Consider the following 22500-nt stretch of genomic DNA (forward strand, 5'->3'; position numbering starts at 1 on the left):
CTGTGGGGCGGAGTCTGAGGGGCGCGAGCACATGACGCGCCTCCGCCGGCGCACGGCGGCGCCGACGTGAGCTACGTCACGCAATGATCGGACCCGCGCATGGTAAATGCGCGACCACGGCCTTCGACAGAGGGCGGGAGTTGAGAACTGACTGTTCTTCGGCGACAGGATCGTGAGCTTTTTGCACCAATCCGTTGATAGCGCGCCGACGACGGCGAGAGCTTCTCTCGTCATGCACCCGTCCAGGGAACCCAGGCGCCTGGACAGGTCCTTGGACGATGGGTGATCCCATGGCTCCATTGCCGGGAGGGCGCGGCGCCCTCGCGAGACCCGTCGGTTCCACGGCCTCCTGCCCGGACGGCGGTTTCTGGGGCCAGGTCGGCTCCGACGGCGGCCAGGGCGAATCCGCCCCGTGGCGGGGCGGGCGTCCCACTCGACCCGCTCCTTTCTCCACCCCGCCTATCCGCGCGACCTCATACAGCCCCTTCGGGCGTCCGGGGGCGTCGGCCTGCGCCTTGGGCATCCACTGGCGACTGCTCCAGCCAGGCATGCGGATGCCGGCTCTTGACGAACGCGGCCGAGACCGCGGGCCGGCAGGATGACGAGGGCACTCGCCACGGTCGTCAGGCCCTCCGCGCAGTAGTCGCACGCGCCGTCGGACCACACGAAGGGCGCGACGACCAGGTCGCCGGGCTTCAGCCCGGGCACACGGGCACAGAAGGCGTCCGCGCGCACCCGCCCCGGCACCCGGCGGTGTGCCGGGGCGGGTGGCGGCAGGCGCTGTCGGCAACCGCCCGTATTGTGTTCCTCCATGCACGCGCCTCAGCTCCCGCAACCGTCGTGGCCCCAGGCCTACCCCGACGGATACGCCGTCGTGGACGTCGAGACGACAGGCCTCGGCCGCGATGACCGGATAGTGTCCGCGGCCGTCTACCGGCTGGACGCGCGCGGTGAGGTGCAGGACCACTGGTACACCCCCGTCAACCCGCAGCGGGACCCGGGTCCGGTGTGGATCCACGGCCTCACGTCGGAGACGCTGGCCGACGCCCCCCTCTTCGGCGAGGTCGCCGCCGAGCTGGCGGAACGGCTGTCGGGCCGGGTGTTCGTCGCCCACAACGCGGTCTTCGACTGGTCCATGCTCGCCCGGGAGTTCGCGCGGGCGGGCACCGTGGCGCGCGTACAGCACCGGCTGTGCACCATCGTGCTCTCCAAGGCCCTGGCGCTGCCGCTGCCCAACCACAAGCTGGAGTCCCTGGCGGCGCACTTCGGCGTCGTCCAGCAGCGCGCCCACCATGCGCTGGACGACGCGCGCGTGCTGGCGGAGGTGTTCCGCCCCAGCCTGCGCCAGGCGGCGGCGGACGGGCTCCCGTTGCCGCTGCACGCCTGCCGCCCCTTGACGGAGTGGGTCGACGCGGCCGTCCCCCGGCAGTCGGCTTCCGCGGGCTACGGCAGCACCTACCGGCCGATGAGCTGGCGGCCCTCACGGAAGCGGCCGGCCTGCCCCTATCCCAACCCAGGGCGGCTGGAGGCCGGGGGACGCCTCGTCCAGGGGATGCGGGTCGCCTTTTCGGGCGACACGAGCATCGAGCGCGAGTTGCTGGAGGACCGCGCCACCGAGGCGGGTCTGCATGTGTCCTCCTCGGTGAGCCGGCTGACCAGCCTCCTGGTGACCAACGACCCGGGCGCGCTCACCACGAAGGCCGTGCGGGCCCGGCAGCTCGGTACCCCGGTCGTCGACGAGCGCCGCTTCGCCGAACTGCTGGGGGACGTCGCCCCCGCTCCGGACGTCCACGGCTGACGCCGCCGTTCGAGTGGTGCGGAGGCGACGCACCCGGTCACCGATTGCCGGTCCTCGGCACGGCCCTCACCCTGGGCCCCATGGCCCGATGCGAGGTATGCGGAAACGACTACGCGATGAGCTTTGAGGTGCACGCCCAGGGAGCCGTGCACGTCTTCGACAGCTTCGAGTGCGCCATCCACCGGATGGCGCCCATCTGCGAGCACTGCCGCGTGCGGATCGTCGGCCACGGGGTCGAGGTCGACGGCCACTGGTACTGCGGGGGGCACTGCTCCAAGGCGGAGGGCCGCAGCGGCATCGTCGACCGGGTCGGCTCGCTGCCGGGTGGCGCCGGCTGATCCCGGTGGCCGCCGACCCCTGATCCGGGCGGACGCGCCGCATCGCGGGCGACCCCTGCGGAGAGCGTCCCGCGACCGAGTTGTACGGTCATGGGGTGTACCGCTTCCTGTTGTCCCGGCAGTGGGTGATCCTCACCCTCATCGCACTGCTGCTGATGCCCGTCATGGTCAAGCTGGGCTTCTGGCAGTTGCACCGCCACGAGCGCCGGGTGGCCAGCAACCACCTGATCGCGGACAACCTCGCGGCGAAGCCCGTGCCGGTGGAGTCGCTGACCGCCCCCGGCGCGGACGTGCCGAAGCGCGAGGTCTACCGCACGGTCACCGCGACCGGGCGCTACGACACCGCGCACGAGGTGGTCGCCCGCCAGCGCACCGCCGCGGACGGGGACAGCATCGGCTACCACGTGATCACCCCGCTGGTCCTGGCCGACGGCCGGTCGGTGCTGGTCAACCGGGGCTGGATCCCGGCCGGCTCCGACCTGAGGACGTTTCCGAGGGTTCCCGCAGCGCCGTCCGGCGAGGTCACCGTCACCGGGCGGCTGCGCCCGGACGAGACCACCGCGACGACCGGCATCCGGAACAAGGGCGGACTGCCCGACCGGATGATCATGCTGATCAACAGCGAGCTGGTGGCCCAGGACCTGCCGACCGCCGAGCGGCCGGTGGGCGGCTACCTCGAGTTGGCCTCGACGTCCCCCAGGCCCACCGGGCGGCAGCCCGAGCTGATCCCGGACCCCGACCACAGCAGCATCGGCATGCACATGGGCTACGCGATCCAGTGGTGGCTGTTCACCGCCATGGTGCCGGTCGGCTGGGCCGTCCTCGTCCGCCGGGAGCGCCGGGAGCGGCTCGCCGCCCGCGACACGGCGGCGCAGGCGGGCGGTACGGCCGAGCCCGCCGCCGCCGCTGCGGTCGCGTCGTCCTAGCCTCCGGGGCACCCTCGTAGGGCGGGATCCTCGCGGGACCGCGCGGGCAGCCGGCGGGGCCTCGCGGGATCCGCACGAGGGCGTACGGGGGAGAGACGGAGGCCGGCCGTGGCGGCACCGATCGAGGACTACGGGATCATCGGCGACCTGCAGACCGTCGGGCTGGTCTCCAGGAGCGGCTCCATCGACTGGCTGTGCCTGCCGCGCTTCGACTCCGGAGCGTGCTTTGCCGCGCTGCTGGGCGACGAGGAGAACGGCAACTGGCGGATCGCCCCGGCCTCGGCCCGGCGCGAGGAACCGTGCACGCGCCGCTCGTACCGCGAGGGCACCTTGGTGCTGGAAAGTGTGTGGGAGACGCACGAAGGCACCGCCAAGGTGATCGACTTCATGCCGCAGCGCGATCGCGCGCCGGATGTCATGCGCATCGTCGAAGGCGTGCGCGGGCGTGTGGCGATGACCATCGAGCTGCGGCTGCGCTTCGACTACGGGCGGGTCGTCCCCTGGATGCGCCGCACCGACGGCCACCGTGTGGCGATCGCCGGCCCGGACTCGGTGTGGCTGCGCGCCGAGCCCCAGGTGCCCGCGTACGGCAAGGACTTCGCGACCCACGCCGACTTCGCCGTCGCCGAGGGCGAGCGGGTGGCCTTCGTCCTGACCTGGCACCCCTCCCACGAGCGCCGGCCTCGCCTTGTCGACCCCTTCCGGGCACTGGAGCAGAGCTGCGCGGACTGGCGGGCCTGGTCGGCCAGGTGCCGTTACGACGGTCCCTGGCGGGACGCGGTGCTGCGTTCGCTGATCACCCTCAAGGCACTCACGTACGCGCCCAGCGGCGGCATCGTCGCGGCGGCGACCACCTCGCTGCCCGAGGAGATCCGCGGGGTGCGGAACTGGGACTACCGCTACTGCTGGCTGCGCGATGCGACGCTCACCCTGAACGTGCTGGTGGAGACCGGCTACCTCCAGGAGGCCTACCAGTGGCGCGACTGGCTGCTGCGCGCCGTCGCCGGCGACCCCGCAGACCTGCAGATCATGTACGGGCTTGCGGGCGAGCGCCGGCTGCCCGAGCAGGAGCTGGACTGGCTGGCGGGCTACGAGGCCTCACTGCCGGTCCGGATCGGCAACGCCGCTGCCCGGCAGCTCCAGCTGGACGTCTACGGCGAGGTCCTCGACTCGTTCTTCCTCGCCCGCAGCTTCGGGCTTCGCGACGGACCGCACGCCTGGGCGGTGCAGCGCGCGCTGATGGACTTCCTAAAGAGCAAGTGGCGCGATCCCGACGAGGGCCTGTGGGAGGTGCGCGGCGAACGACGGCACTTCGTGCACTCCAAGGTGATGGCCTGGGCGGCCGCCGACCGGGCGGTGCGCACGCTGGAGGCGCGGCCCCACCTCTTCGGCGACGTGGACTTCTGGCGGGCGATGCGCGGCGAGGTCCACCGAGAGGTCTGCCGCAGGGGTTTCGACCCCGAACGCAACACCTTCACGCAGTACTACGGCTCCAAGGAGCTCGACGCGGCGACCCTGCTCATCCCTCAGGTGGGCTTCCTGCCCGTCAGCGACAGCCGGGTGGTCGGGACGGTGGAGGCGGTACGCCGCGAGCTGGACCACGGCGGCTTCGTCCGCCGCTACACCCTGGAGGACAGCAGCGTGGACGGGCTGCCCGGCGGGGAAGGCGCTTTCCTGGCCTGCTCGTTCTGGCTCGCCGACGCCTTGCACCGCATCGGCCGCGCCGACGAGGCCCGACTGCTGTTCGAACGGCTGCTGGGCCTGTGCAACGACGTGGGTCTGCTGGCCGAGGAGTGGGATCCGGACGCGAAGCGCCAGCTCGGCAACTTCCCCCAGGCATTCAGCCACATCGGCCTGGTCAACACCGCGCTCACGCTGTCCGGCCGCGGAGGGGCACGATGACTCCGCGGACGCCGTGCTGACGGGCGGGCATGCCGTCCGCCGACCCGTTCAGCTGACGCGGGCAGCGCGGTGGGTGACGGCGCGCAGCCGCACCTCGGCGGGGAGCGGGGGAAGTCCGGCGCCGGCCCGGGCCCGCTCCAGGACGGCGGCGTCGAGTCCGGTGAGGACGTCGACGGGGACGGCGTTCGGGGACAGGGCGAGTTCCAGCCGCACACGGGGCGCGGTGGGCGTACCCGTCACCAAGGTGGTGGCGCAGTCGACGCCCGGAAGCTGCTCGGCATCGGCGGCGACGACCTCCTCCAGGGCGCGGCCGCGCAGCAGGGCCACGCCGTCGTCGTCGGCGTCCACCGCCACCCGGCGCAGTGTGCGGTCGCGCACCTGGGCGAGCAGCCACCACAGGGCGCACAGCACCGAAAGCGCCAGAACGGCGAGGACCACGGGCCACCACCATGAGGCGTCCGCGTAACGGGTCCGGTCGTCCTTGCTGAGCAGCACGTCGTCCGGTCCGCTGTACGGGCGTCGCAGCAGTCCTGTCGCGCAGCTCAGCACGACGGCGCCGACCAGCAGCAGGGCCAGCCCGGCGAGGGCGAGGACGACACGGTTGACCGCGGCGCGCACCGAGCCTCACCCCTGGCCCATGCGGCGGACGTGCAGCGTGAGGCGGAGCGGCCGGACGAGGCCCAGCTCACGCACGGCCTCGGCCAGGACAGCCGCCAGGTCGGCGCGGACCGCCTCTGTCGCGCGAAAGGCGATCACGGCGCGCACCGTGGCGGTGCGGCGGGTGACCGTCACCTGTGCCGAGCGCACGCCGGAGACCTCCACCGCGCGGTCGCGCAGGGAGAGTTCGGCGGCGCGGCGGTCGAGCCCGGCCCGTACGGGCCCTGTTGCGGTGCGCATGGTGAGCAGGTCGCGGAGCCCGGGGGTGGCGGCCAGCACGAGCAGCCACAGCCCGAGCACGACCGCGGCGCACGCCCCGGCGAGGATCCACGGGTCGTCCAGCGGACGGGTGGCCAGTGCGTCAGCGGTGTTGCGGCGCCAGGCCGCCGCGGGCCGCCCGGCGCGTACGGCGGCGATGTCGTAGAGCAGCAGCCCGGCGGCGACGGCCAGGAGGGCGGCGGCGATCGCGGCCGGGAGCCGGCGCGGGGACCAGAAGCGCCGCCGGTGGGCCGGGGGCGGCGACAGCGGCGCGGACGGCGCCGGCGCCGGCGCCGGGCGGAGCTCGCTCACCGGACTTTCGCCTCCCGCGCGAGGTGGACGGCCCGTGAGTGCAGCCGCTCGACCTCGACGGTCACCCCGAGGACCGCCGTGCCGGTCAGCTCCTGGACGCGGGCGATCACATGACGGCGGACCGATCGGCACACCGAGGCGATGTCCACCGGGTAGCCGAGTTCGACGCTAAGGCGCACGAACACCTGCTCGCGGTGGACGGAGACACCGGCCTGCTGCCGCGCGCCGCGCGGCACGTACTCCCCGCCCGGCGCGTCGGCGAGGGCCTCGCGGGCGGCCTGGGCGGCGATCTTCGCCAGCACGCGGTCGGCGAGGCGCAGCGAGCCGCGCTCCGCTGGGGCGAGCGGCGGCGCGGGAGGCGTCGGGGACGTCGGCACGGCTGCCGTCATCTGCGGGGCTCACCGCCTCCGGTCGCGCACGCGGAAGAACTCCCCGGGCTCCAGGTCGCCGTCGAGGAACCGCCCGGCGCAGAAGCCGACGGCGCCGAGGGCCGCCACCAGCAGGAAGGCCGCGAACCGCCGAAGTACCCGGCGAATCCGAGCGCCATCCCGACGATCAAGCCGAGCACGGCCATGCTCATCGTCCGCTCACGGCTCCCCTCCTGGAGACTTGTCACTGGACCCGCTGCTCCTGGTCGGTGTCGTCCGTGTCCTCGGGAAGCTTCACGTCGCCCACCGCGATGTTGACCTCGATGACCTCCAGGCTGGTCATCTGTTCCACGGCCGCGATGACGTTCTCCCGGACCGCGTGCGCCACCGCCACGATGGAGACCCCGTAGTCGACGACGATGTCCAGGTCGAGGGCGGCCTGCACCTCGCCGACCTCGGCCCGCACCCCCCGCGTCACGGACCTGCCGCCGGCACGCGGTCGCGGACCGCGCCGAAGCCGCGGGAGACGCCGGAGCCGAGGGCGTGCACGCCCTCCACGTCGCGCGCCGCGAGCCCGGCGATCTTCTCGACGACACCGTCCGCGATGGTGGTCCGGCCGCGCGTCGCGGGATCGCCCAGGGGCGCCCGCCGCCCCGGCGTGCCGTCGCCGGCCGGGCTGGTGCCCTTCTCCAGGGTCCGGCCCCCTTCCGCCTGCTGAGCGGTCTCGGTCATCGCACCTCTTCTCTTCGGATCTGCGGCGCAGGAGCGGTACGGGCCGCTCCGCGCCCCACACTAAGTGGGCACGCCCTTTCACGCCGCGAGGATGCGGCAATCAGGGACCTCGGGCGGCGGCCCGGCGCGGACAGCACGGTGGGCGAAGGAGGCGGCCGTCGACCGAGGACCGGTCGGCTGGTGCGCAGCCGAAATCCGGGCCGGTCGGCGGGCGGGAAGAACCGCCCGCACACCGGCCGCAGCCACCTGCACACCGCCGCTGACGACCGCTTCCACCGGACGCGCGCTTCCCTTCGGGCGGCGGCCGCGGACCGCCCTCACGCGGTCACGGCCCAGCCGGCCGCGGACCGGACGTCGCGGGCGGCTCACCGGCGCCGGCACGACTACTCGCCCACGCCCGCCAGGTCCCGCAGGCGGCGCCCCTGCGCAGCGCGCTCGGCGGCGCGCTGCTCCTCGTACGTCCGGCCGCAGGCCTCACGGAGCAGGGCCTTGGTCTCGATCAGCGCGTCGCGCGGCGCGGCCAGCAGGGCGCCCACCAGGTCCTTGACGGTGGCGTCCAGCTCGGCCGCCGGGACAAGAACGTTGGCCAGGCCGATGGCCGTGGCTTCCGAGGCGTCGACGAAGCGCCCCGTGGCGCAGATCTCCAGCGCCCGGGCGTAGCCGACCAGCTCGGTCAGCGGCTTGGTGCCGGCGAGATCGGGTACCAGGCCCAGGCTGGTCTCGCGCATCGCGAACTGCGCGTCGTCGGCGACGACGCGCAGGTCGCAGGCGAGGGCCAGTTGGAAACCGGCCCCGATGGCATGCCCTTGCACAGCGGCGATGGTAAGGATGTCGTTCCGCCGCCACCAGGTGAAGGCCGACTGGTACTCGGCGATCGTCGCGTCGAGCTCGCCCTCCGAAGCGCGGGCGAGGTCGAGGAACGACGGCTCGCCGTCGAAGCCCTCCGGCGTGAAGGCCTGCCGGTCCAGCCCCGCGGAGAACGACAGCCCCTCCGCACGCAGCACGACGACCCGTACGCTGCCCGGAAGCAGCCGGCCGGCCTCGACCAGGGCCCGCCACATGGCAGGGGACTGGGCGTTGCGCTTGACCGCGTTGCACAGGGTGACGGTGGCGACATGACCCTCCGCCACGAGTCGTACGCCGTCGCGTTCCAGCAGCACAGTGGGGTCGGACATCGGGCACCTCCGGGCGATCCGCAGTCTGGATTACCGAAGAGTAACCACCCGGTCGACGCTTTCCCACGACCGGGTGGCCCTGCCACGACTGAGCACCGCTGCGCCAGGCGCACCGCTGCTGTCAGGCCGTGGAAACCTTCTTGCCCCGTGTCGCTCCGCCGCGCCCGCGCAGGGTCACGCCGGACTCACTGAGCATCCGGTGGACGAAGCCGTACGAACGGCCGGTCTCCTCGGCCAGCGCCCGGATGCTTGCTCCACCGTCGTACTTCTTCTTGAGGTCTGCCGCGAGCTTTTCGCGCGCGGCGCCGGTCACCCGGCTGCCCTTCTTCAGAGTCTCGGCCACCCGTGCCTCCTCTAGGGAAGTGCGCTCTGTGACTCTCATGATCACCCCTAGGAGACTTCCTGGCCACCCATTCGGCAAGGTCCGTGTGACAACATCCGGCGCAGCATTGACGCGGGCATGCGGCGACACAGGGGTGGAATCCGACATTCCGCCCGGCGCGTGCGGGATCTTTTCGAGGCGCGGCGGAAAAAGGGCAGGTCATCAGGGCGGGCGCGGAGCGGCCCCCTGCGAGGCGGCTGATCGATCCGTACGTCCGGTTTTTCGCACGATTCCCACGCCGCAGTACGAGTCCGTATCACACAGATGAAGGATCACCCGTCGGCCGAATGATCCCGTGGAGTGATCCACACGGATGATCCGCCACGGGTGCCGGTGGGTCAGGCGAGCGCGACGAGGTCGGCGTAGTCCTGGCCCCACAGGTCCTCGACGCCGTCGGGCAGGAGGATGATGCGCTCGGGTTGCAGCGCCTCCACCGCGCCCTCGTCGTGGGTGACGAGAACGACCGCGCCCGTGAAGGTGCGCAGCGCGCCGAGGATCTCCTCGCGGCTGGCCGGGTCGAGGTTGTTGGTGGGCTCGTCGAGCAGCAGCACATTGGCGCTGGAGACGACGAGGGTGGCCAGCGCGAGCCGGGTCTTCTCGCCGCCGGACAGCACGCCGGCGGGCTTGTCCACGTCGTCGCCGGAGAAGAGGAAGGAGCCGAGGATCTTGCGGACGGCCACCAGGTCCATGTCGGGCGCCGCGGAGCGCATGTTCTCCAGCACGGTCCGGTCGGGGTCCAGGGTCTCGTGCTCCTGGGCGTAGTAGCCGAGCTTGAGGCCGTGGCCGGGGACGACCTTGCCGGTGTCGGGCTGCTCCACACCCGCCAGCAGCCGCAGCAACGTCGTCTTGCCGGCTCCGTTGAGACCGAGGATGACGACCCGGGAGCCCTTGTCGATGGCCAGGTCGACGTCGGTGAAGATCTCCAGCGAGCCGTACGACTTGGACAGGCCCTCGGCCGTCAGCGGGGTCTTGCCGCACGGCGCGGGGTCGGGGAAGCGCAGTTTGGCGACCTTGTCGGACTGCCGCACCTCCTCGAGACCCGAGAGCAGTTTGTCGGCGCGGCGTGCCATGTTCTGCGCGGCCACGGTCTTCGTGGCCTTGGCGCGCATCTTGTCGGCCTGGGCGTTGAGCGCCGCCGCCTTCTTCTCGGCGTTGGCGCGCTCGCGCTTGCGGCGCTTCTCGTCGGCCTCGCGCTGGGTGAGGTACTGCTTCCAGCCCATGTTGTAGACGTCGATCTGGGACCGGTTGGCGTCGAGGTAGAAGACCTTGTTGACGACCGTCTCGACCAGGTTGATGTCGTGGGAGATGACGATGAAGCCGCCGCGGTAGGTCTTGAGGAAGTCCCGCAGCCACAGGATGGAGTCGGCGTCGAGGTGGTTGGTCGGCTCGTCGAGCAGCAGGGTGTCGGCGTCCGAGAACAGGATGCGGGCCAGCTCGACCCGGCGGCGCTGACCGCCGGACAGGGTGTGCAGCGGCTGGGCGAGCACACGGTCCGGCAGGCCCAGGGCGGCGGCGATGGTGGCGGCCTCGGCCTCGGCGGCGTAGCCGCCCTTGGTGAGGAACTCGGTCTCCAGGCGGGCGTACTTCTTCATCGCGTTGTCGCGGGTGGCGCCCTTGCCGTTGGCCATCCGGTCCTCGTTCTCGCGCATCTTGCGCAGGACGGTGTCCAGGCCGCGGGCGGAAAGGATGCGGTCCCGGGCCAGGACGTCGAGGTCGCCGGTGCGCGGGTCCTGGGGCAGATAACCGACCTCGCCGGACCGCGTGACGGTGCCGGCGGCGGGCAGGCCCTCGCCCGCGAGCACCTTGGTGAGGGTGGTCTTGCCGGCGCCGTTTCGGCCGACCAGGCCGACACGGTCGCCGCGGGCGATCCGGAAGGAGGCGGACTCGATGAGGACGCGGGCTCCGGCGCGCAGCTCGATGCCGGTGGCAGTAATCACGGGAAGAAGCTCCTGGGCGTGCGGACGGCAGTCGGACGTGTGGTCGCGGTGGTCGCGGGTCGGACGCCGTCTAATGCGTGCGGATCACTGCCATGGCCTCAGTCTACCGGGGGCGGCACGGGTGCCCGGCAAGTGACTTTCGAGCCAGGGGCCGGGCGGGGGCCGGGCGGGGGCCGCACGGCGCCGCAAGGGAACCAAGACTCCGCAGGGGCCTCAAGAGGGTCGGAGAGGAAGAACCGTCGATAATCGGAGGTATGCAGTTCGACGACGACGCATCGCTCGACACGTCCCAGGTGGAGGATCGGCGAAGCGGCGGACGGTTCGGTGGCGGCCGGTTGGTGGGGGGCGGCCTCGCCGGACTGATCGTCCTGGTGATCGGGCTGATCTTCGGTATCGGTCCCGACCAGCTGGGACTGACCTCCGACCCTCCGGGCCAGGCCCCGGGGCACCGCCTCGGGCTCGGACCTCGCCGCGGGCTGCCGCACCGGCGCGGACGCCGACTCGCGCCAGGACTGCCGCATGGTCGGGGTGGTCAACAACGTGCAGGCGTACTGGGCGTCGGAGTTCCGCGAGCGCGGCATGAGCTACGAACCCGCGCCGACCGTCTTCTTCGACCAGCCGATCCGCACCGGGTGCGGGGTCGCCGACCCGGCGTCGGGGCCGTTCTACTGCCCGGTGGACCGCAAGGTCTACCTGGACCTGGACTTCTTCTCGACCCTGACCAGCCGCTTCGGCGCTCAGGGCGGGCCGTTCGCCGAGAGCTACGTCGTCGCCCACGAGTACGGTCACCACGTGCAGAACCTGCTGGGGACCCTGGGCCAAGCGCAGGACCGGCTCACCGGGCCGGGCAGCAACGCGGTGCGCGTGGAGCTGCAGGCCGACTGCTACGCGGGCGTATGGGCGCACAACGCCACACGGACTCCGGACGAGGACACGGGCGGCCCGATGATCAGCGCCCTCGACGAGGAGGACATCCGCAGGGGGCTGGACGCGGCCGCGGCAGTCGGCGACGACGCGATCCAGTCCCGGGTGCAGGGTCGGGTGGCCCCGGAGTCCTGGACCCACGGCTCGTCCGCCCAGCGGCAGCAGTGGTTCGCCACCGGGCTGAACGCCGGCGACCCCGTCGACTGCGACACATTCGGGCACTGACCGGCCGGAATGTCCGCGGGCGGGGGCATTGTCATACCCCCCTGCCAGACTGAGATCCATGTCACACAGGCCGTCAGTCCCGGAAGGGGAGAGTGATCACCATGGCTCGCGAGGCGACCGCGCCCACCGTCTGCCCGACGCTGCGCTACAAGGACGCGAAGGCCGCCGTCGCCTTCCTCGAGGAGGCGTTCGGATTCACCGAAGTCGCGGTCCACGCAGGCGCGGACGGCACGGTGCAGCACGCGGAGCTGGCGTACGGAAACGGCGTGGTGATGCTCGGCAGCGAGCGGTCGGGCACGGCGTTCAGTCAGGTAGCCGCGGAGCTGGGCCCCTCGTCGGTCTACGTGGTCGTAGCGGACGCCGACGCCCATCATGAGCGCGCCGTCGCCGCCGGAGCCGAGATCGTGCTCCCGCTCACCGACCACGACTACGGGTCGCGGGATTACACGGCCCGCGACCCGGAGGGCAATCTCTGGTCCTTCGGCACCTACGCGCCGCGGCTGCCGACGTAGCCCCTGTCACACACCGGTGTGCACCTGGAAGGCGGCCCTGCGGATCATCTTGGCCAGGGCAGGGTCGGGGTGCGCGGCGGCGAGCGCGACCAGCACCTGGACGGTGCGGGGGTGGCCCGCGTGGCGCAGCTCCTCCAGCAGGCGGGTGACCGAGCCCTGGACGGCCGTCTCGAGGTGGCTCACCAGCAGGTGGCTCTCGCCGTGGTCGACGACGGCCGCGGCGGTGTCCACCCACAGCCAGGTGGACTCCTCGCGAGTGAGCAGCGCGGCGACGTCCTCCGGGTCCGCGCCTTCGTGCTCGGCGAGCCACAGCAGCGCATAGGGGCGCAGACCGGCCTCGTCGGCCACGGCGCGGACGGAGGGCTCCGCGGGGCCGCCGACGACCCGCAGCGCCTCGAAGGCCAGGGCGCGCAGCAGGGCGTCGTCGCCCCGCGCCACGTCCAGGAACTCGCCCACGGCCTGGGCCACCGGACGGGCGGCCAGCCACGCCTTGTACTCGTCGCGGGCGGCGCCGGGCGGCATTCCGATGCATGCCTTGAGCATGTCTTCCGCGGAATGCTCGAAGTGCCCGGCGGGGCCCTGCGCGGCCACGCAGATCTGCTCCAGCTTCACCCACACCGCCCAGCTGCCGAGGGCGGTGATGGTGACCTCGCCGGGGTGGGCCGGGTCACGGGGCCGAAGGGCGCCGACGCGTGCGAGCGCGTCCAGCGTCCAGTCCAGCAGCGCGGGCAGTTCGTCGCGGCCGCCGCCGGCCGGGGGCTCCTGGCGCTCCGTGCGCAGCTCGGCCACGCGCTGCCGCAAGAGGTCCAGCAGGACGGCCACGGCGACGGGACCGGAGGAGAGGTGGAGCAGGGAGAGCAGCTGCGGGGCGGCCTCGACGACCTCGGCGACGAGGGAGGGGTCGACGTCGGCGCACTCCGGCTCGAGCGCGGCCGGGTGCGCGAGCGACCACGCGTCGAAGAGCGCGACCCAGCCGCGCAGCACGGCGGTGTCGTCGCGGTCCCAGGCGCGCAACCGCCAGCCGGGCCGGGCCGTTCCCCCTTTGTGCAGCTCGATCAGGCCCGTCAGCCGGGCCCGGTCCCAGGCCGTGCGCACCTGCCGCTCGGTCATGCCCAGGGCGGCGACGGCCCGCCGCACGTCGGGGTCCCGCAGTATCCCGGCGCTACCGGGGGCGGCGGCGGTCTGCGCGTCGGCCCAGCGGGCCAGCCTCACGGCGTCCGAGAGTTCGGTGCGCGCACGGCGGGCGAGCTCGGGCAGCGCCGGGATTCCCTCCGGCGGCCGCGGCGGGCGGCTTCGCCGCACTGTGGCGGCGCGGCGCGCGGTGGCGAGTGGCCTGCGCGGGACAAGACGCAGCGGAGTGTCTCGCGGGATACGGGACGTCACGGGAGCAGTCTTGCGGGTGAGCACCCGGAAACCCAAACGAGCATCCCCGAAGCGCGACAGATCGTGCCGGACTTTGTGGGATAGATGTGCCTTTTCTCAGACATAAGGATTGCGTGAGCGAGGCGTCAGAGGAGGGGGGTGAGGAAGCGCCGGAGGGCCTCCTCGTAGGTTGCCGGGTTGGCGTTCCACATGGCCGCGTGCGAGGCGCCGCTGACGGCGTGCAGGGTCACCAGGTCCGGGCGGTACCGTGCGAGTCGGCGGGACGGCCCCCACGGGGCGAGCGAGTCGTCGGGGCCGTGGAAGACGAGTGCCGGGACGTCCAGCCGCGAGGGGTGGGCGGCCTCGGCGATGCGCTCCGCGTGCAGGCCGGTACGGCCCTCGGCGGCACGGACGCCCAGCGGCAGCAACGCGCGGGGCGCGCCTCGCGCGGCGGCGACGGCACGGATCGTGGTCTGCCAGTCGAGCACCGGGGAGTCCAGGACCAGTCCCGACACCAGCGCGCGCAGTTGGGAGTGGCAGGCCGCCCGGAGCGCCATCGTCGCGCCTGTGGACCAGCCGAGCAGCACCAGCCGACGGGCGCCGTGCCGGACGGCGTAGCGCATGGCCGCGTCGAGGTCGCGCCACTCGGAGTCGCCGAGGTGGCCGATACGGTCCCATGAGCGCGGCGCTCCGTCGTCGTTGCGGTAGGAGAAGGCCAGCACGGGCAGCCGCAGGTCGGACAGGAACGTCATGAGGTTCATGCCGAGCTCGCGGGACGTGCCGAGGCCATGTGCGAGGACGACCCACGTGTCGCGGTCCCCGGGCACCAACCACGCCGGCAGCAAGCCGAGTTCGGCGGGGATCGCGGCGTCCTGGAACTGCAGGCCGAGGGCCGACCCGGGGGTGCCGATGTGCACCTGCGGGGTCAGCCGCAACTGGTCGCCCGCCGCTACGCCGCCGCGGTTGATGTGCAGCAGACGGCGGGTCACCGAGTCCGGGGCCGTCGAGAGCACCTCGCCGACGGTGGCGTGCGCCCCCGCGCCGATGAGGCCGTGCACACCGCGCCGGGCGGTGCCCAGCGTCCGGCTGAGAGTGATGTTCTCCGCGGTCACGGCGTGGACGGTGAGCGGGTCCGGGTCCACGCCATGGGCGGTCGGCCTCAGGGCAAGCTCGGAGACATGCCGCCCGGCCGCCACGGCGGCCGCCCCGGCACCGAACGCTGTCGTGGCGGCGAGTGCCGCCGCGGTGGTGAGGCGCATCGCTTCCAGTTTCCGCGCGCTCACCCCTGGCGGCCAGTGGGCGGGGCCGTCCGAGTCCGTTCAGGTCCGTCCCTGTTCCGCAGCCGTCCCGGCTCAGTCCCGCTCGTCCTCGTGGGCCTCGCGGGGCCTGGGGATGTCGGGGAGGGCCGTCCGGTGCTCGCTGTAGCCGTGAGGGCCGGACCCCGCGTGGCCGTCGCGCTCTTCCCCGCGGAGCTCGCGGGCCTCGTCGGCGCCCTGCTCCGAGTGCCCTTCGTCCTGCGGGAGCTCTCCCACCGCCTCGTTCGCGGACCGCCCGTACTGGCGCAGCTTCTCGGCGACCCTGGCGAGTTCGCGTTTGGACAGCAGCGAGGGCGAGAACCCGGCGACCGAGCGGGCGGCGAGCCAGACCTGGCACATCCACTCCAACTGGGCCGTACGGTCGTAGGCCTGCGCGAGATCATCGCCGTAGACGATGGTGCCGTGGTTGCGCAGCAGGCAGCCGGTGCGGTCGCGCAGCGCGCGCAGCACGTTGGCGGCCAGTTCCTCGCTGCCGTAGGTCGCGTAGTCGGCGACGCGTATCCGGCCGCCCAGCGCCGCGGCCATGTAGTGGATGGCGGGCAGTTCGTACAGGAGCGTGGAGACGGCGGTGGCGTGCACGGCGTGCGTGTGCACGACGGCGCCCGCGTCGGTGTGCCGGTAGATCGCCAGGTGCATCGCCAGCTCGCTCGTCGGGCGCAGCGTGCCGAGCACCTGCTCGCCGTCCAGGCCGACCCCGACCGTGTCGTCCGGGCCGAGGCGGTGGTAGGGCACCCCGCTGGGGGTGACGAGCACGAGGTCGTCGCCCAGCCGCACCGAGACATTGCCGGACGTACCGACCACGAGGCCGTCGTCCACGGAGCGGCGGGCCGTGTCCAGCAGTTCCGCCCAGGCCCGCGCCACCGTGTTCCGCACCGACATCCGTGCCACCTCCGAGCGTTGATCCTGACAGGTTGGCCGTTGCAGCCCGCTCTCGGGGCACAGTAACGTCCCGGCACACCTTCCGGACCGACCACGCACGGGAATTGCAGGAGCACCATGACCACCGTCAACGGCGGCATCTCCTTCTGGTACGCGACGTCAGGGATCCCCGTGCCGCGCGAGCCCCTGCCCGGCGACACCGCCGCCGACGTGTGCATCGTCGGTGGCGGTTACACCGGACTGTGGACCGCCTACTACCTGAAGAAGGCCGTGCCCTTCCTGCGGGTCGTCGTCCTGGAGCAGCGCTTCTGCGGCTACGGCGCCTCCGGCCGCAACGGCGGCTGGCTCTACAACGGCTTCGCCGGCCGCGACCGCTACGCCGCGCTGCACGGACGTGAGGCAGCCGTCGCCCTGCAGCGCGCGATGAACGCGACGGTGGACGAGGTGATCCGGGTCGCCGCCGAGGAGGGCATCGACGCGGACATCCACAAGGGCGGGGTGCTGGAGGTCGCGTACTCCCCCGCACAGTTGGCGCGGCTCAAGGCGTTCCACGAGACCGAGGTCGCCTTCGGCGAGAAGGACCGCCTGCTGCTGGGCGCGGCCGAGTCCGCCGCACGCGTCCGGGTCGCCGGGACGGCCGGCGGCACGTGGACGCCGCACGGAGCGCGCATCCACCCGGTGAAGCTGGTCCAGGGGCTGGCCCGGGCGGTGGAGGCGCTCGGCGTCGTCGTCCACGAGTCGACCCCGGTGACCGAGATCCGGCCGAAGCACGCGGTCACGCCGTTCGGGACGGTGCGCGCCCCCTACGTCCTGCGCTGCACGGAGGGCTTCACCGCCTCGCTCAAGGGCCAGAAGCGGTCGTGGCTGCCGATGAACTCCTCGATGATCGTGACGGAGCCGCTGCCCCGGGAGGTCTGGGACACCATCGGCTGGGAGGGCCGGGAGGCGCTCGGGGACATGGCGCACGCGTACATGTACGCGCAGCGCACCGCCGACGACCGGATCGCCGTCGGCGGCCGCGGGGTGCCGTACCGCTTCGGCTCGCGCACGGACAACGACGGCCGCACGCAGGCCGAGACGGTGGAGGCGCTGCGCGAGATCCTTGTGCGCTTCTTCCCCGCGACGGGGCGGGTGGCGATCGACCACGCCTGGTCCGGGGTGCTGGGAGTGCCGCGCGACTGGTGCGCGACCGTCGAGCTGGACCGTTCCACCGGCCTCGGCTGGGCCGGTGGCTACGTCGGCAGCGGCGTCGCGACGGCGAACCTCGCGGCGCGGACGCTGCGCGACCTCGTCCAGCTGGATTCCGGCCAGGCGCACGGAACGGAGCTGACGGCCCTGCCCTGGGTGCACCACCGCGTACGCCGCTGGGAGCCCGAGCCTTTCCGCTGGATCGGGGTGCACGGACTGTACGCGGCCTACCGCGCCGCCGACCGGCGGGAACAGGCAGGGCGCAGCGCACAGACCGACCCCGTCGCCCGCATCGCGGACCGCGTCTCGGGCCGCCACTGACAGGAGTACCGGGGCGGTTGGCCGGCGCCGACGCACCAGGCGCCGACGTGCCCGGTACCGGCGGGCGCGCGCCGTGCCGCACGTGCCGGTGCCCGGGACGCGGACGCACGGGGGCGAGGTGGCGGGGCCTGGGCCGGTTCGCGGTGGGCGGGCGGGTGCGTGGCGGGCGTCCAGGCTCCGGAAGGGGCCCGGTCGGCCGCGGGTCTCCGTCTCGTCGCCGTGGTGGAGTCAGCCACCACCCCTCCGCCGGGCGGTGAGCTCGCCTGCCCTGACCGGCGTCCGCGGTACGGCGGAAGAGGGCCCGATCCTGCGTGTCGTCGCATCCGGAAGGTGCGCCGACGGACCCCCGGGGGACCCGCCGTTCCCGCGCTGTGCCGCCCGTCGTGCGGCGGTGCGCCGGACCGGGTTCCCACGGGTGACCCGGGTCTCCTCCGGAGCGCCCTGAAGGGCCGACCGAAGCACATGAAAAGGAGCGAAAACCGGGCGAAGTACAGCGCGGGCCACGCCCTCCGCACACCCCGGCACCGCCGCGCCGCCCCTCGTTCACCTTCCGTTCATCCGAACTCCGTACGGTCGCCACGCCACTGTCCGATCGAACGAATGCCTGGGTCAATGGAACACATCACGCTCCTGATCGGAATCGTGATCATTACCGCACTCGTGTTCGACTTCACGAACGGTTTCCACGACACCGCCAATGCGATGGCGACCACCATCTCCACTGGCGCCCTGAAGCCCAAGACGGCGGTGGCCATGTCCGCCGTACTCAACCTCGTCGGTGCCTTTCTCTCCGTCGAGGTGGCCAAGACGATCTCCGGCGGCATCCTCGACGAGAGCACGGGCATCAAGCCCGAAGTGATCTTCGCAGGGCTCGTCGGCGCGATCGTCTGGAACCTGCTGACCTGGCTGGCGGGCCTCCCCTCCAGCTCCTCCCACGCTCTCTTCGGCGGCCTCATCGGCGCCTCCATCGCCTCGGCCGGATTCGACTCGGTCAACGGCGACGCGGTCGTCATGAAGGTCCTGATCCCGGCCGTCTGCGCCCCGGTGGTCGCCGGTGTCGCCTCGATGCTGGCGACCCGCCTGACCTACCGCCTCGGCCGCAACGCCGACCCGGCCGCCACGGCCAAGGGCTACCGGGCCGGACAGATCGCCTCGGCCGGCCTCGTCTCGCTCGCCCACGGCACCAACGACGCTCAGAAGACCATGGGTGTCATCACCCTCGCCCTGATCGCCGGCAACGTCGTCGCCCCCGACTCCGACCCGCCGCTGTGGGTCATCGTCTCGGCCGGCACGGCGATAGCACTCGGCACCTTCATCGGTGGCTGGCGGATCATCCGCACCATGGGCAAGGGCATCACCGACATCCAGCCGCCGCAGGGCTTCGCCGCCCAGACCGGTGCCGCGACCGTCATCCTGGCCTCCTCGCACCTCGGCTTCTCCCTCTCCACCACCCAGGTCTGCTCCGGCTCCGTCATGGGCGCGGGCCTCGGCCGCAAGGGCGGTGTCGTCCGCTGGAGCACGGCGGGCCGCATGTTCGCCGCGTGGGGGCTCACCCTGCCGGCCGCCGCTCTGGTCGGCGCGGGTGCCGCGCGCCTGGCCGATCAGGGCGACTGGGGCGTCACGATCGTCGCCGTCCTGGCGCTGGCCGCGTGCACCGCGATCTGGCTCGCCTCCCGCCGCAAGCCCGTCGACCACACCAACGTCAACGACGCCCACGACGAGGTCGAGGAGCCGGGCGTCATCACCACGGCGATCACCGCCGTGATCCCGCCGCCCGCGGGCCTGACCGCGACCGGCGCCGACACCGACCCCGCCCCGGCCTCCGCCTGACGGCGGCGCCGCACCGGCCCCGGAAGGAAGCACCATGCACATCGACTGGGCTGCCCTCGGCTCCGTCTTCGGCGTCAGCCTCGCCGTGACCGTCGGACTCGTCGGCCTGTTCACCCTCGGCATCCTCGGCCTGTCCAAGCAGGGCGGCGCCGGCAGCGGCGAGGCCGGAGCCCCTGCCGCGGGCGGCGGCACCGCTCTGGCCCGCGCCGGCGCCTACCTGTCCTTCGCGCTCTGCGCGGCGGCGGTGGCGTACGGGATCTATCTGATCGTCGCCTGAGGTCCCGGGGACCCCGTCGCCGGTGACGTCACCCCAGCTCCCGGCCTTCTGGCCATGAGCTGGGGTTTCCTCTTCTCCACAGGCTGTCGCGGTGAGTTGACGGGCCGAAGCGAGGCGTGGTGGTATCGGAGGCGCCAAACGGCGGCAGGAGAGGAAGTCCGGTGCGAATCCGGCGCGGTCCCGCCACTGTCACCGGGGAGCGGACCCCCGCCCATGGCCACGGCCCCGACAAGGGCTGGAAGGCCGGGGGTGCCGCCGATCCGGGAGCCAGGAGACTCTCGTCGCCGGTCACGTCGAACCAGGGCGCGGACCCTGAGTGAGGACTCCTGCGATGCGCGGCTCCGGCCGTTCACCTGACAGCGGCGCCGTGGCGCCGTGCGCCTTCGCCGCGGGCGCCGCCCTGGGCTGGCTCGCCGACCTCGCCCTCGCCGACCCGCGCCGCGGCCACCCCGTGGCGGTGTTCGGCAGCGCCGCCGCCGGGCTGGAGCGCATGCTGTGGCGCGACCACCGCGGCCGGGGCGCCCTGCACACCGCGCTGTGCGCCGGCGGCGCGGTGGCGGCGGCGGCAGCGCTGCAGCGCGCGGTACGCCGTTCCGGCGCCGCCTCCGTCGCCCTGACGACGGCGGCGACCTGGGCGGTGCTCGGCGGGACCTCCCTCGTCCGGGAGGCCCGCGCCATCGGTGCCGCCCTGTCCGCCGGCGACACGAAGGCGGCGCGCGAGCGGCTGCCCCGTCTGTGCGGCCGCGACCCGCTGGCGCTGGACGAGGCGCAGTTGGCGCGGGCGGTCGTGGAGTCCGTCGCGGAGAACACCTCGGACGCCGTCGTGGGCGCCCTGGTGTGGGGCGCGCTGGGCGGCGTCCCGGGGCTGGTGGGCTTCCGGGCGGTCAACACCCTCGACGCGATGGTGGGCCACAAGTCGCCGCGGCACCGGCGCTTCGGCTGGGCCGCGGCCCGGCTGGACGACGCGGCCGGCTACCCCGGGGCCCGGCTGACCGCCGCCCTCGCGGTACTCGCCGGGCCCGACCCCCGCGGGGCGTGGCGGACCTGGCGCAGGGACGGCGGCCGGCATCCCAGCCCCAACGCGGGGCCGGTCGAGGCCTCGTTCGCGGGGGCGTTGGGCGTACGCCTCGGGGGCACGCTCGCCTACGGCGGGCGGGTGGAGCACCGGCCCGTGCTCGGGGCGGGGAACCGCCCGGTCCAGGTTCGGGACATCGAACGGGCGGCCCGCCTGTCGCGGCGGGTCGGCGCGCTGGCGCTGGCCGTCACGGTGGGCGGCCGTCTGGCGTGGGGCGCGGTCGCCCGGAGTCGGAGGGGGCAGGTATGAGGGGCGGGGGCCTGCTGGTCGCCGGGACGACGTCGGACGCCGGCAAGAGCGTCGTCACTGCGGGGATCTGCCGGTGGCTGGTGCGGCAGGGCGTGTCCGTGGCGCCGTTCAAGGCGCAGAACATGTCGCTCAACTCGTACGTGACCCGCGAGGGCGCCGAGATCGGCCGGGCCCAGGCGATGCAGGCCCAGGCGGCGCGCGTGGAGCCCTCGGCCCTGATGAACCCGGTGCTGCTCAAGCCCGGCGGGGACCGGACGAGCCAGGTCGTCCTGCTGGGCCGCCCCGTGGGCGAGATGAGCGCGCGCGGCTACCACAACGGGAGCCGCGCGGAACTGCTGCGCACCGTCACGGACTGCCTGGAGGAGCTGCGCGGCCGGCACGACGCGGTGATCTGCGAGGGCGCCGGCAGTCCGGCCGAGATCAACCTGCGGCAGGGCGACATCGTCAACATGGGCCTGGCGCGGGCCGCCCGGCTCCCGGTGGTCGTGGTCGGCGACATCGACCGGGGCGGGGTCTTCGCCTCCTTCTTCGGGACGACGGCGCTGCTCGCGCCCGAGGACCAGGAGCTGGTCTGCGGCTACCTGGTCAACAAGTTCCGCGGCGACGTGTCCCTGCTGGAGCCGGGGCTCGAGATGCTGCGCGCGCTGACCGGGCGGCGCTTCTACGGGGTGCTGCCGTTCCGGCACGGCCTGGGCATCGACGAGGAGGACGGGCTGCGCATCTCGCTGCGCGGCGCCGTGCGCGAGTCGGACACGGCGCCGCCGCACGGCGAGGACGTCCTGCGGGTCGCCGTGGCGGCCGTCCCGCTGATGTCGAACTTCACCGACGTGGACGCGCTCGCCGCCGAGCCCGGTGTCCTCGTCCGCTTCGCCGACCGGCCGGAGGAGCTCGCCGACGCCGACCTCGTGGTGCTGCCCGGCACCCGGGGCACGGTCCGCGCATTGGAGTGGCTGCGGCAGCGCGGCCTGGCCGACGCGATCCTCCGCCGGGCCGCCAAGGGCCGCCCGGTGCTGGGCGTGTGCGGGGGCTTCCAAATGCTGGCCGAGACGATCGAGGACGACGTCGAGTCGCGGGCGGGCACGGTCCCCGGGCTCGGGCTGCTGCCGGTGCGGGTCCGCTTCGCCGCGGAGAAGACCCTGGCCCGACCTTCCGGAAAGGCGTACGGCGAACCCGTCGAGGGGTACGAGATCCACCACGGCGTCGCCGATGTGCGGGGCGGCGACGAGCCCTTCCTGGACGGCTGCCGCACCGGCGCGGTCTGGGGCACCCACTGGCACGGTTCCCTGGAGAGCGACGGCTTCCGCCGTGCCTTCCTGCGCCGGGTCGCGCAGGCCGCGGGACGGCGCTTCGTCCCCGCGCCCGACACCTCCTTCGGCGCGCTCCGCGAGGAGCAGCTGGACAGGCTGGGCGATCTGATCGAGGAGCACGCCGACACCGGCGCCCTGCTCCGCCTGATCGAGCAGGGCCCCCCTGCCGGGCTGCCCTTCGTCCCCCCGGGGGCACCGTGAGCACCCCACCGCCGCCCCGGAGCCGGGCCGTCCGTGAGCACCGCCGCAA

Annotated in this window: 18 protein-coding genes, 4 pseudogenes and 1 riboswitch; of the genes and pseudogenes, 11 read left to right on the plus strand and 11 right to left on the minus strand. The window is 73.3% G+C overall.

Annotated elements, in window-relative coordinates; all coding sequences use genetic code 11:
• Positions 1 to 811 precede the first annotated feature (811 nt).
• The 4 genes from ACRWND_RS11550 to ACRWND_RS11565 all read left to right on the plus strand — a co-directional run bounded on the left by ACRWND_RS11550 (position 812) and on the right by ACRWND_RS11565 (position 4964).
• Positions 812 to 1798, plus strand: a complete 987-nt coding sequence (locus tag ACRWND_RS11550; protein WP_431948607.1) for a DEDDh family exonuclease — start codon at positions 812 to 814, stop codon at positions 1796 to 1798.
• 80 nt (positions 1799 to 1878) lie between these two features.
• Positions 1879 to 2136, plus strand: a complete 258-nt coding sequence (locus ACRWND_RS11555) for a hypothetical protein (protein WP_431948608.1) — start codon at positions 1879 to 1881, stop codon at positions 2134 to 2136.
• A 95-nt stretch (positions 2137 to 2231) separates the two neighbouring features.
• Positions 2232 to 3062, plus strand: coding sequence for an SURF1 family cytochrome oxidase biogenesis protein (locus ACRWND_RS11560; RefSeq protein WP_431948609.1), 831 nt, complete (start codon positions 2232 to 2234; stop codon positions 3060 to 3062).
• Between the two features lie 108 nt (positions 3063 to 3170).
• Entirely contained in the window at positions 3171 to 4964 is a 1794-nt protein-coding gene (locus ACRWND_RS11565; RefSeq protein ID WP_431948610.1) for a glycoside hydrolase family 15 protein, read from the plus strand.
• Positions 4965 to 5012: 48 nt separating this feature from the next.
• On the opposite strand, the gene amaP is transcribed toward ACRWND_RS11565, so the two are convergent.
• The 8 genes and pseudogenes from amaP to ACRWND_RS11605 all read right to left on the minus strand — a co-directional run bounded on the left by amaP (position 5013) and on the right by ACRWND_RS11605 (position 10785).
• On the minus strand, positions 5013 to 5582 hold the full coding sequence (gene amaP, locus ACRWND_RS11570; protein WP_431948611.1) for an alkaline shock response membrane anchor protein AmaP: 570 nt from the start codon (positions 5580 to 5582) through the stop codon (positions 5013 to 5015).
• A 6-nt stretch (positions 5583 to 5588) separates the two neighbouring features.
• On the minus strand, positions 5589 to 6191 hold the full coding sequence (locus ACRWND_RS11575; protein WP_431948612.1) for a DUF6286 domain-containing protein: 603 nt from the start codon (positions 6189 to 6191) through the stop codon (positions 5589 to 5591).
• On the minus strand, positions 6188 to 6580 hold the full coding sequence (locus ACRWND_RS11580; protein WP_431948613.1) for an Asp23/Gls24 family envelope stress response protein: 393 nt from the start codon (positions 6578 to 6580) through the stop codon (positions 6188 to 6190). Before ACRWND_RS11580 ends, ACRWND_RS11575 begins: the two co-directional genes overlap by 4 nt.
• A gap of 9 nt (positions 6581 to 6589) precedes the next feature.
• Positions 6590 to 6771: pseudogene (locus tag ACRWND_RS11585) on the minus strand (hypothetical protein).
• A 32-nt stretch (positions 6772 to 6803) separates the two neighbouring features.
• Positions 6804 to 7291 (minus strand): annotated as a pseudogene (locus ACRWND_RS11590) (Asp23/Gls24 family envelope stress response protein).
• Positions 7292 to 7674: 383 nt separating this feature from the next.
• Positions 7675 to 8466 (minus strand): enoyl-CoA hydratase/isomerase family protein, encoded by a 792-nt coding sequence (locus ACRWND_RS11595; protein ID WP_431948614.1) that lies wholly within the window; start codon positions 8464 to 8466, stop codon positions 7675 to 7677.
• Positions 8467 to 8587: 121 nt separating this feature from the next.
• Positions 8588 to 8809: a helix-turn-helix domain-containing protein gene (locus ACRWND_RS11600; protein ID WP_018560612.1), complete on the minus strand. Its 222-nt coding sequence runs from the start codon at positions 8807 to 8809 to the stop codon at positions 8588 to 8590.
• A 377-nt stretch (positions 8810 to 9186) separates the two neighbouring features.
• Complete coding sequence (locus tag ACRWND_RS11605) at positions 9187 to 10785, minus strand: ABC-F family ATP-binding cassette domain-containing protein (protein ID WP_431948615.1); 1599 nt, start codon at positions 10783 to 10785, stop codon at positions 9187 to 9189.
• Between the two features lie 254 nt (positions 10786 to 11039).
• On the opposite strand from ACRWND_RS11605, the pseudogene ypfJ reads away from it, so the two are divergent.
• Both ypfJ and ACRWND_RS11615 read left to right on the plus strand, forming a co-directional pair.
• Positions 11040 to 11934, plus strand: a pseudogene (ypfJ, locus tag ACRWND_RS11610) (KPN_02809 family neutral zinc metallopeptidase).
• A gap of 101 nt (positions 11935 to 12035) precedes the next feature.
• Positions 12036 to 12446, plus strand: coding sequence for a VOC family protein (locus ACRWND_RS11615; RefSeq protein WP_431948616.1), 411 nt, complete (start codon positions 12036 to 12038; stop codon positions 12444 to 12446).
• 6 nt (positions 12447 to 12452) lie between these two features.
• On the opposite strand, the gene ACRWND_RS11620 is transcribed toward ACRWND_RS11615, so the two are convergent.
• The 3 genes and pseudogenes from ACRWND_RS11620 to ACRWND_RS11630 all read right to left on the minus strand — a co-directional run.
• On the minus strand, positions 12453 to 13829 hold the full coding sequence (locus tag ACRWND_RS11620; protein ID WP_431948617.1) for a hypothetical protein: 1377 nt from the start codon (positions 13827 to 13829) through the stop codon (positions 12453 to 12455).
• A gap of 125 nt (positions 13830 to 13954) precedes the next feature.
• Positions 13955 to 15067: an alpha/beta hydrolase gene (locus ACRWND_RS11625; RefSeq protein ID WP_431948618.1), complete on the minus strand. Its 1113-nt coding sequence runs from the start codon at positions 15065 to 15067 to the stop codon at positions 13955 to 13957.
• A 288-nt stretch (positions 15068 to 15355) separates the two neighbouring features.
• Positions 15356 to 16003, minus strand: a pseudogene (locus ACRWND_RS11630) (class II aldolase/adducin family protein); the annotation flags it as partial.
• A gap of 117 nt (positions 16004 to 16120) precedes the next feature.
• On the opposite strand from ACRWND_RS11630, the gene ACRWND_RS11635 reads away from it, so the two are divergent.
• From ACRWND_RS11635 to ACRWND_RS11655, 5 genes are all read left to right on the plus strand, one after another.
• Positions 16121 to 17512, plus strand: a complete 1392-nt coding sequence (locus ACRWND_RS11635; protein WP_431948619.1) for an NAD(P)/FAD-dependent oxidoreductase — start codon at positions 16121 to 16123, stop codon at positions 17510 to 17512.
• A gap of 612 nt (positions 17513 to 18124) precedes the next feature.
• A complete protein-coding gene (locus ACRWND_RS11640; protein WP_431948620.1) occupies positions 18125 to 19342 on the plus strand; it encodes an inorganic phosphate transporter in 1218 nt (405 codons plus the stop codon).
• 34 nt (positions 19343 to 19376) lie between these two features.
• Entirely contained in the window at positions 19377 to 19619 is a 243-nt protein-coding gene (locus tag ACRWND_RS11645) for a hypothetical protein (RefSeq protein WP_431948621.1), read from the plus strand.
• Between the two features lie 151 nt (positions 19620 to 19770).
• Positions 19771 to 19896: riboswitch (cobalamin riboswitch) on the plus strand.
• 54 nt (positions 19897 to 19950) lie between these two features.
• On the plus strand, positions 19951 to 20943 hold the full coding sequence (locus ACRWND_RS11650; RefSeq protein ID WP_431948622.1) for a cobalamin biosynthesis protein: 993 nt from the start codon (positions 19951 to 19953) through the stop codon (positions 20941 to 20943).
• Positions 20940 to 22451 carry a cobyric acid synthase gene (locus tag ACRWND_RS11655; RefSeq protein ID WP_431948623.1) on the plus strand — a complete coding sequence of 504 codons (1512 nt, stop codon included), beginning with the start codon at positions 20940 to 20942 and terminating at the stop codon, positions 22449 to 22451. The genes ACRWND_RS11650 and ACRWND_RS11655 overlap by 4 nt, the downstream gene beginning before the upstream one ends.
• The last annotated feature ends 49 nt before the right edge of the window (positions 22452 to 22500 follow it).

The organism is Actinacidiphila sp. bgisy167 (genome assembly GCF_965342175.1).
Taxonomy (GTDB): domain Bacteria; phylum Actinomycetota; class Actinomycetes; order Streptomycetales; family Streptomycetaceae; genus Actinacidiphila.